Origin of the sequence: Helicobacter ailurogastricus, from assembly GCF_001282945.1 — a bacterium.
Lineage (GTDB): Bacteria > Campylobacterota > Campylobacteria > Campylobacterales > Helicobacteraceae > Helicobacter > Helicobacter ailurogastricus.
The window spans coordinates 482,401-495,979 of sequence record NZ_CDMG01000009.1; the positions used below are offsets into that span (position 1 = coordinate 482,401).

Annotated in this window: 14 protein-coding genes; 5 read left to right on the forward strand and 9 right to left on the reverse strand. The window is 40.7% G+C overall.

Annotated features, from left to right (window positions below):
* Window positions 1-270: 270 nt before the first annotated feature.
* From HAL07_RS07755 to HAL07_RS07765, 4 genes are all read left to right on the forward strand, one after another.
* Window positions 271-561, forward strand: a complete 291-nt coding sequence (locus HAL07_RS07755; protein WP_053945640.1) for a hypothetical protein — start codon at window positions 271-273, stop codon at window positions 559-561.
* 1,017 nt (window positions 562-1,578) lie between these two features.
* Window positions 1,579-1,752: a hypothetical protein gene (locus HAL07_RS08000; protein ID WP_156295966.1), complete on the forward strand. Its 174-nt coding sequence runs from the start codon at window positions 1,579-1,581 to the stop codon at window positions 1,750-1,752.
* Between the two features lies 1 nt (window position 1,753).
* On the forward strand, window positions 1,754-2,020 hold the full coding sequence (locus tag HAL07_RS07760) for a type II toxin-antitoxin system death-on-curing family toxin (protein ID WP_053945641.1): 267 nt from the start codon (window positions 1,754-1,756) through the stop codon (window positions 2,018-2,020).
* A complete protein-coding gene (locus HAL07_RS07765; protein WP_053945642.1) occupies window positions 2,005-2,751 on the forward strand; it encodes a Fic family protein in 747 nt (248 codons plus the stop codon). Before HAL07_RS07760 ends, HAL07_RS07765 begins: the two co-directional genes overlap by 16 nt.
* Window positions 2,752-2,921: 170 nt before the next feature.
* Here the strand turns inward: HAL07_RS07765 and HAL07_RS08245 are convergent, their stop codons facing one another.
* The 5 genes from HAL07_RS08245 to HAL07_RS07785 all read right to left on the reverse strand — a co-directional run bounded on the left by HAL07_RS08245 (window position 2,922) and on the right by HAL07_RS07785 (window position 8,312).
* Window positions 2,922-3,437 (reverse strand): HipA domain-containing protein, encoded by a 516-nt coding sequence (locus tag HAL07_RS08245; RefSeq protein WP_053945643.1) that lies wholly within the window; start codon window positions 3,435-3,437, stop codon window positions 2,922-2,924.
* 45 nt (window positions 3,438-3,482) lie between these two features.
* Window positions 3,483-3,824: a hypothetical protein gene (locus HAL07_RS08250; RefSeq protein ID WP_053945644.1), complete on the reverse strand. Its 342-nt coding sequence runs from the start codon at window positions 3,822-3,824 to the stop codon at window positions 3,483-3,485.
* A gap of 147 nt (window positions 3,825-3,971) precedes the next feature.
* Window positions 3,972-4,124 carry a hypothetical protein gene (locus HAL07_RS08090; protein ID WP_202903497.1) on the reverse strand — a complete coding sequence of 51 codons (153 nt, stop codon included), beginning with the start codon at window positions 4,122-4,124 and terminating at the stop codon, window positions 3,972-3,974.
* A gap of 168 nt (window positions 4,125-4,292) precedes the next feature.
* Window positions 4,293-5,837, reverse strand: a complete 1,545-nt coding sequence (locus HAL07_RS07780; RefSeq protein ID WP_053945645.1) for a DUF2779 domain-containing protein — start codon at window positions 5,835-5,837, stop codon at window positions 4,293-4,295.
* Window positions 5,838-5,891: 54 nt separating this feature from the next.
* A complete protein-coding gene (locus HAL07_RS07785) occupies window positions 5,892-8,312 on the reverse strand; it encodes an AAA family ATPase (RefSeq protein ID WP_053945646.1) in 2,421 nt (806 codons plus the stop codon).
* Window positions 8,313-8,500: 188 nt separating this feature from the next.
* Between HAL07_RS07785 and HAL07_RS07790 the strand changes: the two genes are divergently transcribed.
* Window positions 8,501-9,409, forward strand: a complete 909-nt coding sequence (locus tag HAL07_RS07790) for a hypothetical protein (RefSeq protein ID WP_053945647.1) — start codon at window positions 8,501-8,503, stop codon at window positions 9,407-9,409.
* Between the two features lie 47 nt (window positions 9,410-9,456).
* On the opposite strand, the gene HAL07_RS07795 is transcribed toward HAL07_RS07790, so the two are convergent.
* From HAL07_RS07795 to HAL07_RS07805, 4 genes are all read right to left on the reverse strand, one after another.
* Window positions 9,457-10,065 (reverse strand): hypothetical protein, encoded by a 609-nt coding sequence (locus HAL07_RS07795; RefSeq protein ID WP_156295967.1) that lies wholly within the window; start codon window positions 10,063-10,065, stop codon window positions 9,457-9,459.
* Window positions 10,066-10,320: 255 nt separating this feature from the next.
* Complete coding sequence (locus HAL07_RS08045; RefSeq protein WP_238374510.1) at window positions 10,321-10,647, reverse strand: hypothetical protein; 327 nt, start codon at window positions 10,645-10,647, stop codon at window positions 10,321-10,323.
* A gap of 217 nt (window positions 10,648-10,864) precedes the next feature.
* Complete coding sequence (locus tag HAL07_RS08095; protein ID WP_053945650.1) at window positions 10,865-11,071, reverse strand: hypothetical protein; 207 nt, start codon at window positions 11,069-11,071, stop codon at window positions 10,865-10,867.
* Window positions 11,071-13,579 (reverse strand): type I restriction endonuclease subunit R (locus tag HAL07_RS07805; protein ID WP_053945693.1); only part of this gene is annotated, 2,509 nt, incomplete at its 5' end. The genes HAL07_RS08095 and HAL07_RS07805, both read right to left, overlap by 1 nt.

Genomic DNA, 13,579 nt, shown 5'->3' on the forward strand with positions numbered 1-13,579 from the left:
TAATTAAGGTCAATGCAAAACCTTAACATAAATAAAACCAAAGGATGGAAGCTCTAGTTGTATACAACAAAGGCAGTAAATGAAACCCTTCAAGCATATTTAGTGCTATTTTAAATGATTTGAAATCATCAAGCGAGATGAATGGAACAAAACGAGCGGGTAAAATATGTCCACAGATCGAGAAAGGGTACAAGGGCGAAAAATCTTTAAGATGCTCACAACATATCTCATGGGCAAAGACCTATGGGCAGACATAGAAAGGTGTGGCTAGTGGTTACAACGGCCATAGAAAAAGAATTAAACGATCTTGATACTGAAATCATCAAGACCACTAAAAAGTTTCAGCTTGAACCTTATACCTTTACAGACTGCCAAGAGAGAATGCAAGCAAAAATCAACAAAATCTATATGTCTGCACTTAAGGTAGAGAAACCCACACCACAAGATATTAAAACCTTTACCAATGAAATCCGCAGATTACTAAGACTTCGTAAAGCCCCTGCCATGCAGATATTTCTAAGCAAGTCTGGGATATTCTCCAGTAAAATACTTAGGACATAAGGAGAAAACATGTTAGTTGAAATTCCTGATTCTCTAGCTCAAAAACTGCAAGCTGTCTTAGGGGTTCAGAGTTTAAAAAAGCCCTAGAAGAGTTTATCCATCAAAGAGAAGTCTTAGAACCTAATCAGGAAGCCCTAGAAGCGATACGGGAATTACAAGAGGGCAGAAACTTAAATTTTCTCTGCAAGAGTTCGTAGGGATGGTGGATGGGCTTAGATATTGAAGCTTCGAATAGTTTTCATAAAGACCTTAAAAAGGTTGGGTTTAGCCGGGCTTTCTTATTAAATACAAAAATCACCCACTGAAGGGAAAACTTGCAGGTTATTATGACTGCCACATAGACCCGATCTAATCTTAGATCTATCGTATCCGTAGTGATAGTGTATTGGAGTTAGCACGCTTGGATGATCACGGTGATTTATTTAAAAAATAAACGAAGCATAACACTAACAATTTTGGTGAGCTTAGGATGTGAAGCTTTGATCAAGCCAAGCATTCCACTTAATAACCTCTCTACAAGACACTAGGCTTAAACAACAGAAACCACAGCAAATAGCCATATCATTTTAAGCAACACCACAACAATAGTAAAACCACCAAAACACAATCCTTTTAACAAAACTTCTTAACCTCTATCAATCGGGCAATAAAAGATAATTTGTATTTGGTTAAGTTCAATTTAAAACATTAGTTATTATTTAAAATGTAGAGAATTAATGCAAGGCTGTCACACGTTGCTAACGAACAAAAGCTAAAAATGAAACCGCGCGTTGTATCCAAGAAAGGTAAATGTAAGCCTTAAAACCAGTCGTTCTATCGCTTAATCGGGCGATAAATACATCTTTGAAACATTGCTTAGGGTGATCACGCTGTCTATAAAAAGTGTGGATTTGATTAAACAGATCAGTGCATGCGATTATAGGCAAGAAAAAAATAGATGAATGGGCGTTTTAGTAGTAGTGCCCCCAAAACTTCCATAGAGTGATATAATTACCGAAACATTTTGGAGATGAATATATGCCAAATTTAAAACATACACAAGTTGAAATGAAACAGCCATTACATGAAAAGCAGGTAGAAATAAGTGAAGAACAACGCGCAAAAATCGTTCAAGATGCCCGTGTTGCATGTCGAAAAAGACTCGAAGATCCAAACATTTTAGCGGTCTATAAAAGATTGGCAGACAAATAGTTTGATTTATATCAATATTGGTGAAGCCATTGATATACATAATGAGATATTGGAGCTGACGGGGGGACTAAAAGGAATAAACCCTACTAGCATAGGTTACCTTGAGAGTGTGCTCGAACACATTAAGAACGATGATTACTACCCAACATTTGAGAGCAAAATAGTGCACCTTTTCTTTTCATGTGTCAAATTTCATCCATTTCCAGACGGCAATAAAAGAACAGCTGTTTATCTCTGTATGCATTTCTTTTTATGGCATACAAACTAATCGACTTATCTTTACTCCAAAGGGAGCAACTTTTTAGAACCTTGCGTGTTACACTCACGTACCACAGCAACGCCATAGAGGGTTTAAGTTTGCAATTTGGTGAAACTGAGCAACTTTTAGACAAAGGCTTAACCGCACCTAACAAACCCTTACACGAACAGCTCATTATTTTGGGTTTTGCTAATGCTTATGACTTAGTTGTGCGTGAAACTAGCAACAAAGACACGCTTTTAACAACAGGTTTTATTAAAGATTTACACTATTTGTTGTTTAAGACCGCTTTAGACATAACCCCGCAATTTGTTTCTAAGCCCATCGGCACTTACCGCACCGCTGAAGTCATTGTAGCGGGTGCAAATTTTGCCCCCACTCCCCCCATTTTTATCGCCCAAAAGTTAGAAAACTCATTGTTTCAATATCCAAGTAATGCCCTTAACCTAATCCAAATTGCTGTGTTTCACGCCGAATACGAGCGTATTCACCCTTTCATTGATGGCAATGGGCGCACAGGTCGGCTTATTATGGCATTTCAAGCTATCCAAAACGACTTAATCCCGCCCTTGATTGTAGATAGTCGGCGGGCGGAGTATTTGAGCTTTTTAGAAAGTTGTAAGGCAGAGGGTGATTGTGGCGGGTTTGCTCGTTTCTTAGAAAGTTGCCAAGAGCAAAGCTTAGAACAAGTGGAGCAAGATATGAAACAAGACACTTTAGGGCATAAGCATAGGCTTTAGCAAATGGCGGGCGCAAGTATCCACATTGAAAAACGCATAAACCTTCTTTCTAACAAACAAAGGCTAATGTAACTCTAAAGCCCAGAAAATAGGGGGTTGTTTGGTAGGGCTTTAAGGCAATGGATGCAGAGCTACTTTAGCCCTAGAGATTTGCAATAGGCTAAGACTTACTAATTGTGGTTGCTCAATGCCTCATAAACCACTCTTTTAGCATCCTTTGCTCTTTGGCAAATCACTTCACTACATGCCTTGATTAAACCACGACTTGGGCGGTATTTGGGGTGTGGGGTAAATGTGAAGTCTTGGAGCTTGTCGCATAACTCTAAGCTTTTAGGTGTGGCGTGCATTTTAACAAGTCTATCAAAGTAGTAGCCCAAGCTACTTTTGAAATAATAGGGTTGCGAGTGATGTAAATGAAAATAATTTTCAATCCTCCATCGATTGAGAAAGTTAAAAAGCGCCCGCCCATTGTCAAAGATAGGGGCGGGTTTTATGAGCTCATTTGTGTCGTTGTTAATCAGCATGCCATAATTGCCTAAGTGGCGGTCAATGTTGCCAATAACGGCATCAAAGAGCATTAAATCACTAAAGACTTGCTTACCCATCACCGCTTCTATGGCTTGCTCTAATTCTTTTGAACGCAACACCTCATAAAGCAAACACTCCCAAATGGCTAAAAACCCCACTTTTTGACTTGTAAAAAGCGGGCAAGTGCTGAACCTTTCACGCCTTCACCATTCCCCAATCCCTTTTTCTAAACCATAAACCACACAATCTAAGCCCATTGCTTGTGCGACTTGTGGCATGTAGTATTCACACAAAGGCTCTCTAGCTACAACATAGCGCACTTCATCTCCCTCCCCTGTCCCTTTGATGAGTTTAATAACGCCTTGAGGGGTTCTATACCAACACTTTCTAAGCATGCCATCGGTTGTGGGCTCAGGGCTTAAAATTTGTCCCTGCGTTTGCCCCCTTGCCCCCGTGATCGCCACTTCTTGCAAAATGGGGTTAAACGCATTTTCAAAAAGATTGACATGAGTCCATTTATACAGATGCGCCTTGTTAGTAGGCACAACCCAAAAGCTGTCTTTCAAGGAAAGGGCACAAGTTGTATCTAGGTAGGCTAAAGGGTTTTTTTCATCGGCCTCTAAACCTCCCTCTAGGGCGTTTAAGATTGAAAAAGCAAAACAGCGGTTATCGGGGACTTTACGCTTGCGTAGCTATCTTAAAAGGTGTTTTTCACTTGTGCTATTGACACGGATATAGTGGGGCAATAGAGCTTCATTTAACACTTTAAAGTGTAGGTTTGTGCCCTCGTTTGAAACTTCAAGTTCTAAAACGGGGTGGTCTTTGTTTTTAAGGGTGTAGTGCATTTATACTCGCTTTTTAGCATTGTTTTGCATTGATTCTGGGCATTTTAACTGTTTGGACTGAAAAAAAGGAGGCTAGAATGATGGCTTAAGTTGCCAAAAGCTCTTAAAAAGTTATTCAAGAGCAGATGAGAGCTTTGCACTAAGCCACTCACCAAAGCCATAAAACCTTTACATCCCCCTTAACACCTCTAACACCTTCACCATCGCCAAGGTGTCTAGCTTGCAATACTCTAAAAGGGCTTTTTTGTATTTGTCTTGTTGCTCTTTTGGCATGCTAGGCATTTTGGCGTAGATGGCCATCGCTTCTGTGCCTTTATGCACCAATTCCAAATCCTTATAAGCCTTTTCAAATTCGGGTACTAAAGCAGGCAAGACATTTTTAATACTAGAACTGCCATGCATACCGGGGGTGTAATGGTATTTCTTGGCAAAAGGGGTTTCTAGATCAATGATGTGATCACGGATAGCAAGCAAGGCTTTACTTAGGTCTTGGTGTGCTGTTTGGAATAGTTGTGCTAACTCTGTTAGCACCCTCTCTTCAAAATCCGCATGATAGGCTAGCACACACGCACCGCTCGGGATATCCGCCACCAATCTTTGGGCTAATTCCAAACGCCCATCTGTGCCACACGCGGCTAAAAATTCCCCATGTTCTAACTTGCCATCGCCATGATCGATGTGGATAGAGTATTGGAAGGGGACTTGCCCATGGGGTTTTGTGCCATCAAATGGAGGGATGGCAGGCTTATAAGTTTCAAAATCCAAATGATAGACGGGGTACTTTAGAGTCGATAAGAATTCTTTGATTTTGCCTTCTTTTATGTGTATCGTGTTTGTTTTAGCGCATTCTACTTGTATTCTTTGATTGTCTGTGAGAGTTAGGATGTCCTTCTCTTCTAAATCTTTGAAAAAGATTTTCTTGTTTTGGTACAACTTCATGATCTTGGAGCTAAATCCATGTCGATAAATGGCAAAGATGTGCTCATGCCCCACAATCCCCCGCTGTTTCTCCCAACAATGATGTTTAGCCAAACATTCATAAGGTTGATTGCAATGCGCGCCGATGTCGGTATCTGGCTCTTGTGGGTTTTTTAGGGTGTTGTGTATGTCCTCTAAACGCTGGGATATTTCGCTTTGAAAATCCTTGATAAACTCTAAAAAATCGTTTTTTAAGAATAATTGCTCTAAATCTAGCTGGCCTTTTCTAATGTAAGTGTTGTTAAGGCAGATTAAAAAAGCTCCTTTGATGTTATAGCCCAAACCAGCCAACACATAGTATTGGATGCCTAAATCCCATAAGTATTCTTCTTTGTGTTTTATTTTGTCCTTGTCTTTATTGTTTTTGCCATCAAAGGCACTCGTGGAGCTTTTCACTTCGTTTAACACCACGCCATCGCTGCGGATTTCTAAAATATCCACCATCACAACAATCCCTTGAAACTCAAAAGTGGCCTCATAAATGGTTTCAACACCCTGCTCTAATAACTCTTGTGTGCGTGCCACCATCTGCTTTGTGTCTGTGTTATAAGCCACTTCCACCCCTCCAGCAAACAATTCCCGCGCCAACTGCCCCACCTCTTTGCCCTCTTGCATCTTATCGTCCAGTTCTCCATACGCATCATTGGCTTGCTCTAAAATCTCTGGTTTGTGTTCTGCAAGCCACAGCATTTTGGAGCATTGCATGCCTTGAATAAACTTAGATTTAGACAACATCTCTTCTCCTTTGTAATGAAATTTGTATCTTGCCATTTTGAAAACACCCAAGCATTAGCTATTTTTCTTAGATGTGTTTAATGGAATCTTCACGGGCTCTTTTTTGTTTGTGATGGTTTCTGCCGTGATGATGCACTTGTAGCCACGCCACTTTTCCATGTCAAATCTCAATGGGTGGATCACTCGGTTTAAAAGGGTTTTAATGGCACGCATGCCCGTGCCCTCTTGCATGGCTTTCTCAATCAATATCTTTTTAGCTTCCTCATCAATTTCTAACACACTGCCATGCTCTCTAAAGAAGTTTTGGGAGGGCTTTAACTCTTGTGGAATGCCATCAGAGAGCATTTTATGATCGACATCTTCTAACACCACAATATTGCCAATGCGCCCGATTAACTCTCTAAACAGCCCACAACGCTGTAAATCCTGACTGCTCACTTCTTGTGGAGTTGTGCTTGACGGTGTGGGCTTGGTGTTTGTAAAGCCAATGGAGTTTTTAGGCTGTGCATTTGTGTTTAAGCTCGTGTAAAGGTCTTTAAAATGCCCCGCAAAGATGAATAAAATTTCATCGGTTTTAAGCGTGATGTCTTGCTTGTCGTAGGTGAAGGTGACTGTGTGCCCTTCCATGGGCTTTAACAATTCGGTTTGCACCAAAGATTTAAACTGGTTGTCGGTAACCTCCATGCCTAGCTTATCTACCTCGTCTAAGAATATCACCCCCTTTTGGGCTTTTTCTATGTCTTTGCCTGCACTGACATATAGCCCAACAAAGATGCTCATCAATTCCTCACCTTTCCATCCCGTAGGGGTTAAGTTAGAAGCATCAGCGATGTAGTAGGGGATGTCTAGCTTTTTTAACAGCGTGGTCGTCATGAAAGTCTTGCCACTGCCTGAAGGGCCGATTAAAAGCATGTTGGTTTTAGGCATGCATGGGTTGCCATTAAAGCGGGCATAGTGATCGCTAAGAGTAACACAAAGTGCCTCCTTGGCCTCTTCTTGACCGCGCACACAGTCCAAGTATTTGTATAGTGCCTCTGGAGTGTAAGAAGTTTGTGGCTCATCTTCAAAGGGATATTTGCCCTCCTCTAGCATCTTAGATAACAATTTTGCTTGTTCCTTTGAAAAAGCCTCATATTGTTGGTATTCCCACTCATCCCATTCTTCTTGGGTCATTGGCTCTTTTTGAGGCGTTTCAAGCATGGAGGGTGGTTGCTCTTTTTGTGTGGAGAGGCTGTCTTTATTAATCTTAGGGTTGTCCAACACCAGTAAAGTGCGTATCTCGTGTATGGGTGTGGGCTTTTGGTTTAAAGAGATGGCAAGGGGGAAAAAGTTAGAAACTTTTTCCACTTGCCATGTTTCTTTTTGCGCTACGACACGCAAAGGAAGTTGTAAATGACTTAGCAAGTCATGCACGTAAGACCAAAGCGCACGGCGTTTAATTTCATGAAGATGGGTTAATATAAATTGTTGTGGGTACTCTAGCCGATCATATAGGGTCTCTAGAGTGCTTCTCAATTCAGATTTTTTCAAGAGGTCTTTTAAACGCGCCAAAGCCCACAATCTAAAAGCCACCGGAAAGTAATAGTGGTGTGTGTCGGAGTTAAACACGTTTAGAAAGGCAATGTTTGCATTTTTTAAGTCTTCCTCTATCGTTGGTGTGTGTGCCAACTTTAAAAGTCCACAATCTCTCTCTAAGTGCAAACGGGTGAGTCTTTTTTCTTGGTGCGATGGCGTAAAACCTAATGGCTTTTTGCACAAAGTGTCAATCAGGCATTTAAGAACAGCTTTATCCTTTTTTTCTTGCTCTTCTAAAAACTTCAAGAACTGATCAGTGGATTCGCGTGGCAATGAAACTTTTGGAGTGCTCGCATTGGGTGTAATCGCAAACACCAAATTTCCATCCACACAATAGGGTTGTAATTTACAAAAAGCCTTGCACAACTCAAAATCATTGCCCTTGGAAGTCTTCAATAAATCTTGCTTAAAAGCTTCAAAGGAGATTTTAAAATCGCCAAACAACCCTCCATAATTGCTCTTTAGATAATGCTGGGCGACATGATCGCAAATTTGCTTAGAAAAGGAAAAGCACCCGCATATAAATTTTTCAATTTGAGCAGAGTTTGCAAAAAGCTGTTTGGGTTCTATGCTTTGGCGTTCTTGGCAGATTTGGGGGAAAAACCAATACTCCCCACAATCTTGGGCGATTTGGGAAAAATCAAGCTTTTGGACTTCTCTTTCTTCCCCTAATTTAGGAAAGTCCCAAGCCTCATCTCCCAACTTTCTGCCCTGTTTTTTTAACAAAGTCTTGGCATAGGCTTCATGCTCTTTGACAAAATCAAGAGCATAATTTTTAGGCAACTTGCCCCCATTTTTAAAAATGCGCTTGCTGATGCGTTTTGCTAAATCGTAACGCACACCTTTTCTAATGAGAAACTCTTGCAACTTGTAGTAACCAATTTTAATGAATTTTTGCATCGCTTCACCTTCAGTTTTTATTAAGGTTATCGAAAAACACAACCATGCTAAAACACTCTAGCTTACACATTTCTTAATTGTATAAACAAATATCTATTTTCACATACAAAACGCAAGACTTGATTTTAATTAGATTTTTATGTATAAACATTTTTTGAATTTCTTAAATTTCTTAAAAAAGGTTGATTTTGTCAGAATCTCCAAACCATAACAATAGCCCACAGCAAAAACCTGCCTTGTCTGTCATCGTGTGTAGAGGGCGCAATAAAAACTATTTAGAAGTGCCTGAGGTTCCAGTAGATCACCGCTTTGATCTTTTCACGCCTCCGCCTCCCAAAAGATACCCACTGGGTTTGTTTCATAAAAAAAGTTTAAAGTGTCTTGAAAGGCTTTATCAAAAAGCCAAAGAGCGCAAATCCAGCCTACAAGGCAGGAAAAGAAGTGGATTTGCTCCTCTAAAGGACAACACGCTCTTAAAGCTTGTATTTAATGTCTATGACAACACACGCCATAGCCAAATCACTCGTTTAATCGGTAAGATTGCCCGCTCTACGGGATTTGCCCTCCTAGAATACACTCAAATTACACCTGTCGCTTACGAAGTGTGGTTTTTCACTTTGGATTTAAAAAGTGGCAAACAATTAGCAAGGTATTCTGAGGCTTTGAGTAAAGAAAACCTAATGCGCTTTCAGAGTTTGATTTATGAAGTTTTAGACCCAAAGACAGAAATGCCCGAGCAAGGGATGTTTATCTCCAGTAAAGAGTATTCAAGGCTCACACGGATTGAGCAAGAACACCAAGACTTACAGGCTAAACTTAAAGAAGTTGAAACAGATACCACTGAATTTATTGATGCTCTTGAAGAGTGGTTGTTTTTTACACAGCTGACAAATGCCAACACTGAATTAGAATACCTTTGGCGTTTTTGTGAAAAGGCAAACCCCTTTATGAAAAAGTATTTTGGGAGTTTGATTGGGCTTAAGGAATTTGGGGGACAAAAGGCTTTGAGCTACTCTAATTTGAGCGTACAAGAGTTGGAGCGGATTAAGAGAGAGAAGAGGGGGTTTGGTTTGGGTAAAACACCAACGACTAGCTGAGAATGCCACACAAAATGGGTCAGATGATAAGCCTAGTGTTAGCGCATTCACCCGTCCTTTCTTTTTGTCCCTCTTTTTGCCATAGCAAAGCTGGAAGCAATATGCTGTTTAAGTCTCTCGTGTTTATATGGCTTTAATTGCACATTGTATTTTTTCAATTGCGCCCTGCATGCCCTCAACTCCTCTCGTTTTTCTCTGCGTTCTTGTAAAGAAGTGGTGATGTTGTCCCAAGCAAACTTAAAACACACATTCTTACACCATTTTGTGTCAAAAATGAGAGTGTGTTCATTTAATAAATGCCCTAAGCGCATCCATAAATCCTCGTATTTTAGAGTAGGGCGATCTATTAGAGATCTAAAATGGGGGACATTCTCCAAAAGATAAGAGGACTTTGTGTGTAAAAAGACATAAGAGGGTCGTCCAATACTTCCTAAGACTTTGCATAGAGTATACAAATACATCCGATCCAAATCCCAAGACAGCACGCTAGTGGGTGGCACGCCCTGCAAGATGTGTTCTAGGTGTTGCCAAGGCTCAAGCTTTCTTTGCTCTAATGAAAGAGATTCATCTTTCTCTTTATAAAACAAAGTGAGCACCGCTCCATATCCACACACTTTGGCTTTATCGGCATACACGCAACCGATGTGTGTATCCACTAATAATTTTTTCTCTTTAAAACGCCAAAAATTTATTCTCAAAATCTTTTAATCCAAAGGGTGGTGGGAGCGTTATACGGGGCTTTAGTGTCTGTGTTGCTTTCTTTTTTCTGATCATGTGTCTAGTATATCCTTATTTTGTTTGCGGTTATGTTTTCATATTGTTAAGGAGCTTTTTACACGATCTGTGTAACAGTAAGCATGAAATTCAACGGGGGGCTCCCCCGGCTCGAATGTTAGTTTTTAGTTGCTTCGCTAGGTTTTTTGTCCTAAGTTCTGCAGTAAAAACTCTAAAAAATGCTCGATCTTTTCGTATGCAAGGTTCACAATCCGCTTGGAATGCAAACCCATTTCAGCACTCCAAATACGCACAGAGAGCCTAGGGTAGGCAATGCCATCTTTTACTCTAGTTTTTGCTAAATTTTCCCAATGAAAACAGGCATTCCTGAGATTAGAAAATAAGTCTAAAATGACATTGACCTTGTGGTAGTTAGGAAGTTTTAAATCCACCCTCCTATTAAGATCGCAAAAATCCCTAAAATCTAGTCTATGTTTTCTAAAATCAAAGATCAAATTTTGCAAATGGTTTTGTTTGATGACAACGATAACAGACCCCAAGGTTAAATTAGACAGCAAATACGAATTGTAAGCTTTAAAATCAACGGATTGGGCATGGTCTATATTATCTTGGGCTGACTTATCTCTCCTTGTTCGCTTATGAATTTTCTCTATCTCTTTGCTTAAGTAGGCGTGTTGATAATCCAAGCTGGACTGCCAGTGACTAATTGCATGCAAAAATCTACAATGTTTCTTGGATAAATCTCTGCCTGGCAATCTTTGGAGTGAGCCTAGCGTTAAACTCTAAACTAGCGTTGTGCTTGGCAATGTCATTGTCATAGGTCTTCAAACGCTCTAAGGATATGAGATTTCTCACATCCTCTTTAAATCGTTGGATTTGCGCTTGTTTAGCCTTAAAATCCAAATTTTCGCCCATTAAACCGCTCACTATCTCCAATCCCGACTAGAAATGTCGTGATACTTGTCAAAAAAGGCTTGCAACTCTGCTTGGATTTTGTTTTTTAGCTGGTTGCGCATGGACTGACCTTCAGGGTTTCTGCTAAAAAACGATGCCCCTTCTTTAGGCAGAAGTGTGGGAAACTGTGTCCCTTTAAAGCTGATGTTATGGTGCTTAAAGGCTTTGGACATGAAATCACGGGCAGGTTTTTTTTGGAGCTTGTAATCTTGGATAATGCGGGCAAATTCTTGTTGCCGTTGGCTATCCATATAGTCTCTAAAACTGGCTTGGATATCTGCACTTGGATGTTGTTTGAAAAACTCCCAAAAGCTTAAAATCACCTCTTGTTTGCTACGCATTTTGGGGCTGGACTTGATGGCGCGTAAAATGTCTTCTTTGGGCTTATCCTCCGCAATGAGGTTTAAAATATAATCAATATTAATTTCTACTTGCTTGATGAGCTCCATCTCAAACACGCAATTGTCGTCAAATTCCTTACGCGCCTTGTCTGAACTTGCTCTAGGTCTCCTAAACTTTTCAAACAAGTCTAAATAATGCCCTTGGTAGTCTTGCAAATCCCTAGGGCTGATGGGGTCCTTATCTGAGCCAAACTCTGCAAAGCACACTAAAACATTGCGTGTTTTTAGAATTTCACCATAAAGATCAATGAACGCCTCTTGTGCGCTCTCTGCCTTTGTGTGCTGGGAAAATGCATGGAGGGGATATGTGCTTAAGAGCTTGGATGCCAAGGCTTCGTATTTTGCATAGATTTCTTTAAAGCCATCTAAGATCACAATCTCATGAGAATCCTTTCTGCCAAAGAGCCTTAAAGCATCGTTTAAATTGTCTTCTAAGGGTCTAAAACACACGATATTGCCTTCACTCTTAACGCTGTTGTAAGTGCGGTTTGTCCTTGAAAAGGCCTGCAGTAAGCCATGGTATTTTAAGTTCTTATCCACCCAAAGCGTGTTACAAGTGGGGGCATCAAAGCCGGTTAAGAACATATTGACCACAATGAGCAGATCGATCTCTCTTTTCTTCATGCGCGAAGAGATATCTTTATAGTAATCGTTGAAAATCCCAATGTCATAATTACTTTCAAAGGCGTGGTTATAATCTTGAATCGCTTGCTCTAAAAAATCCCTGTCATTTTGCTCAAGTTTGCCCGCCTCTTCGTTGTTCTCATCTTCTAGGTCATCGCTGGGGCTATAGCTGTAGATGATGGCTATTTTTAAAGGATGCGCACACTCTTTAAAGGCTTGGTAATATTTTTTAGCCATCTCTATGCTAGCACAGGCTAAAATGGAGTTAAAACTCCCCTTTGTAACTTTGGCAAAGTTATTCAAGATGTGTTCTACAACCCTAGCGGTGCGTTGAGGGTGGCAAAAATCCGCCTCGCTCTTTAGCTCCGTGTTGGTGTTGCAGTAGTGCATTAAAAAGGGCAAAACATTACCATCGTGGATGGCATTGACAATCGTATAATGGTGCAACTCTCTGCCAAACCTCTCTTTTGTGATGGCGTATTCTTTGCCATCACAATTCTCCTCAAAAATGGGCGTGCCGGTGAATCCATAAAAATGGTGTTTCTTAAAAGCCCTAGCAATGTCGGCGTGCATTTTACCCAGTTGGCTTCTATGGCACTCATCAAAGATAAACAACACCTCTTGCCCTAAAATGGGGGACTTAGGATTGCCCTTGATGAATTTATGCAGCTTTTGGATCGTGGTGATGATGGTCTTTTTGTTAGGATCGGGGTTTTCTAGCTGGATTTGTAGGGTCTTGGTGTTCTTGTTGGAGCTTGCGCTATTTTTCTGGTATTTCTCATATTCTTTCATGGTTTGGTGGTCTAAATCCTTGCGATCCACCACAAAAACCACCTTAGCAATGAAGTCCAGCCGCGCGGCAAGCTGGGCGAGTTTAAAGCTAGTTAAAGTCTTGCCACTGCCCGTGGTGTGCCAAATATAACCCCCATTTTTAGACTTGCCGTATTCCTTTTTGTTGTGTGTGATCGCCACTTGCTTTAAAATCTCCTCGATGGCAACCACTTGGTAAGAGCGCATGACCAATAACTTAGACTCGCTGGTAAAGACACAATAGTAAAGCAAAAGGCTTAATAGAGTGTGTTTATTAAAGAAAGTGGGGATAAAATCCTGCAAATCCTCAATGCGCTTGTTCTCTTGATCCGCCCAAAAGCTGGTGAATTTGTAAGAGTTTTTGCTCGTATCGCTGGCTGTGGTGTTGCTGTAATACTTGGTCTGTGTGCCATTGCTGATCACAAAGACTTGCACAAAGCCAAATAAGCTACCGGGTGCGCCCATGCTCTTTTGATGGTAGCCTCGGATTTGTCTAAAGGCTTCCTCTAGTTTAACCCCTCTTCTTTTCAACTCAATATGCACTAAGGGCAGCCCATTGACTAAAATGCTCACATCATAGCGGTGCTCTTTGTCCGGGGTTGGGTATTGCGCGATCACCTGTAAATAATTGTTATGGATGTGCTTT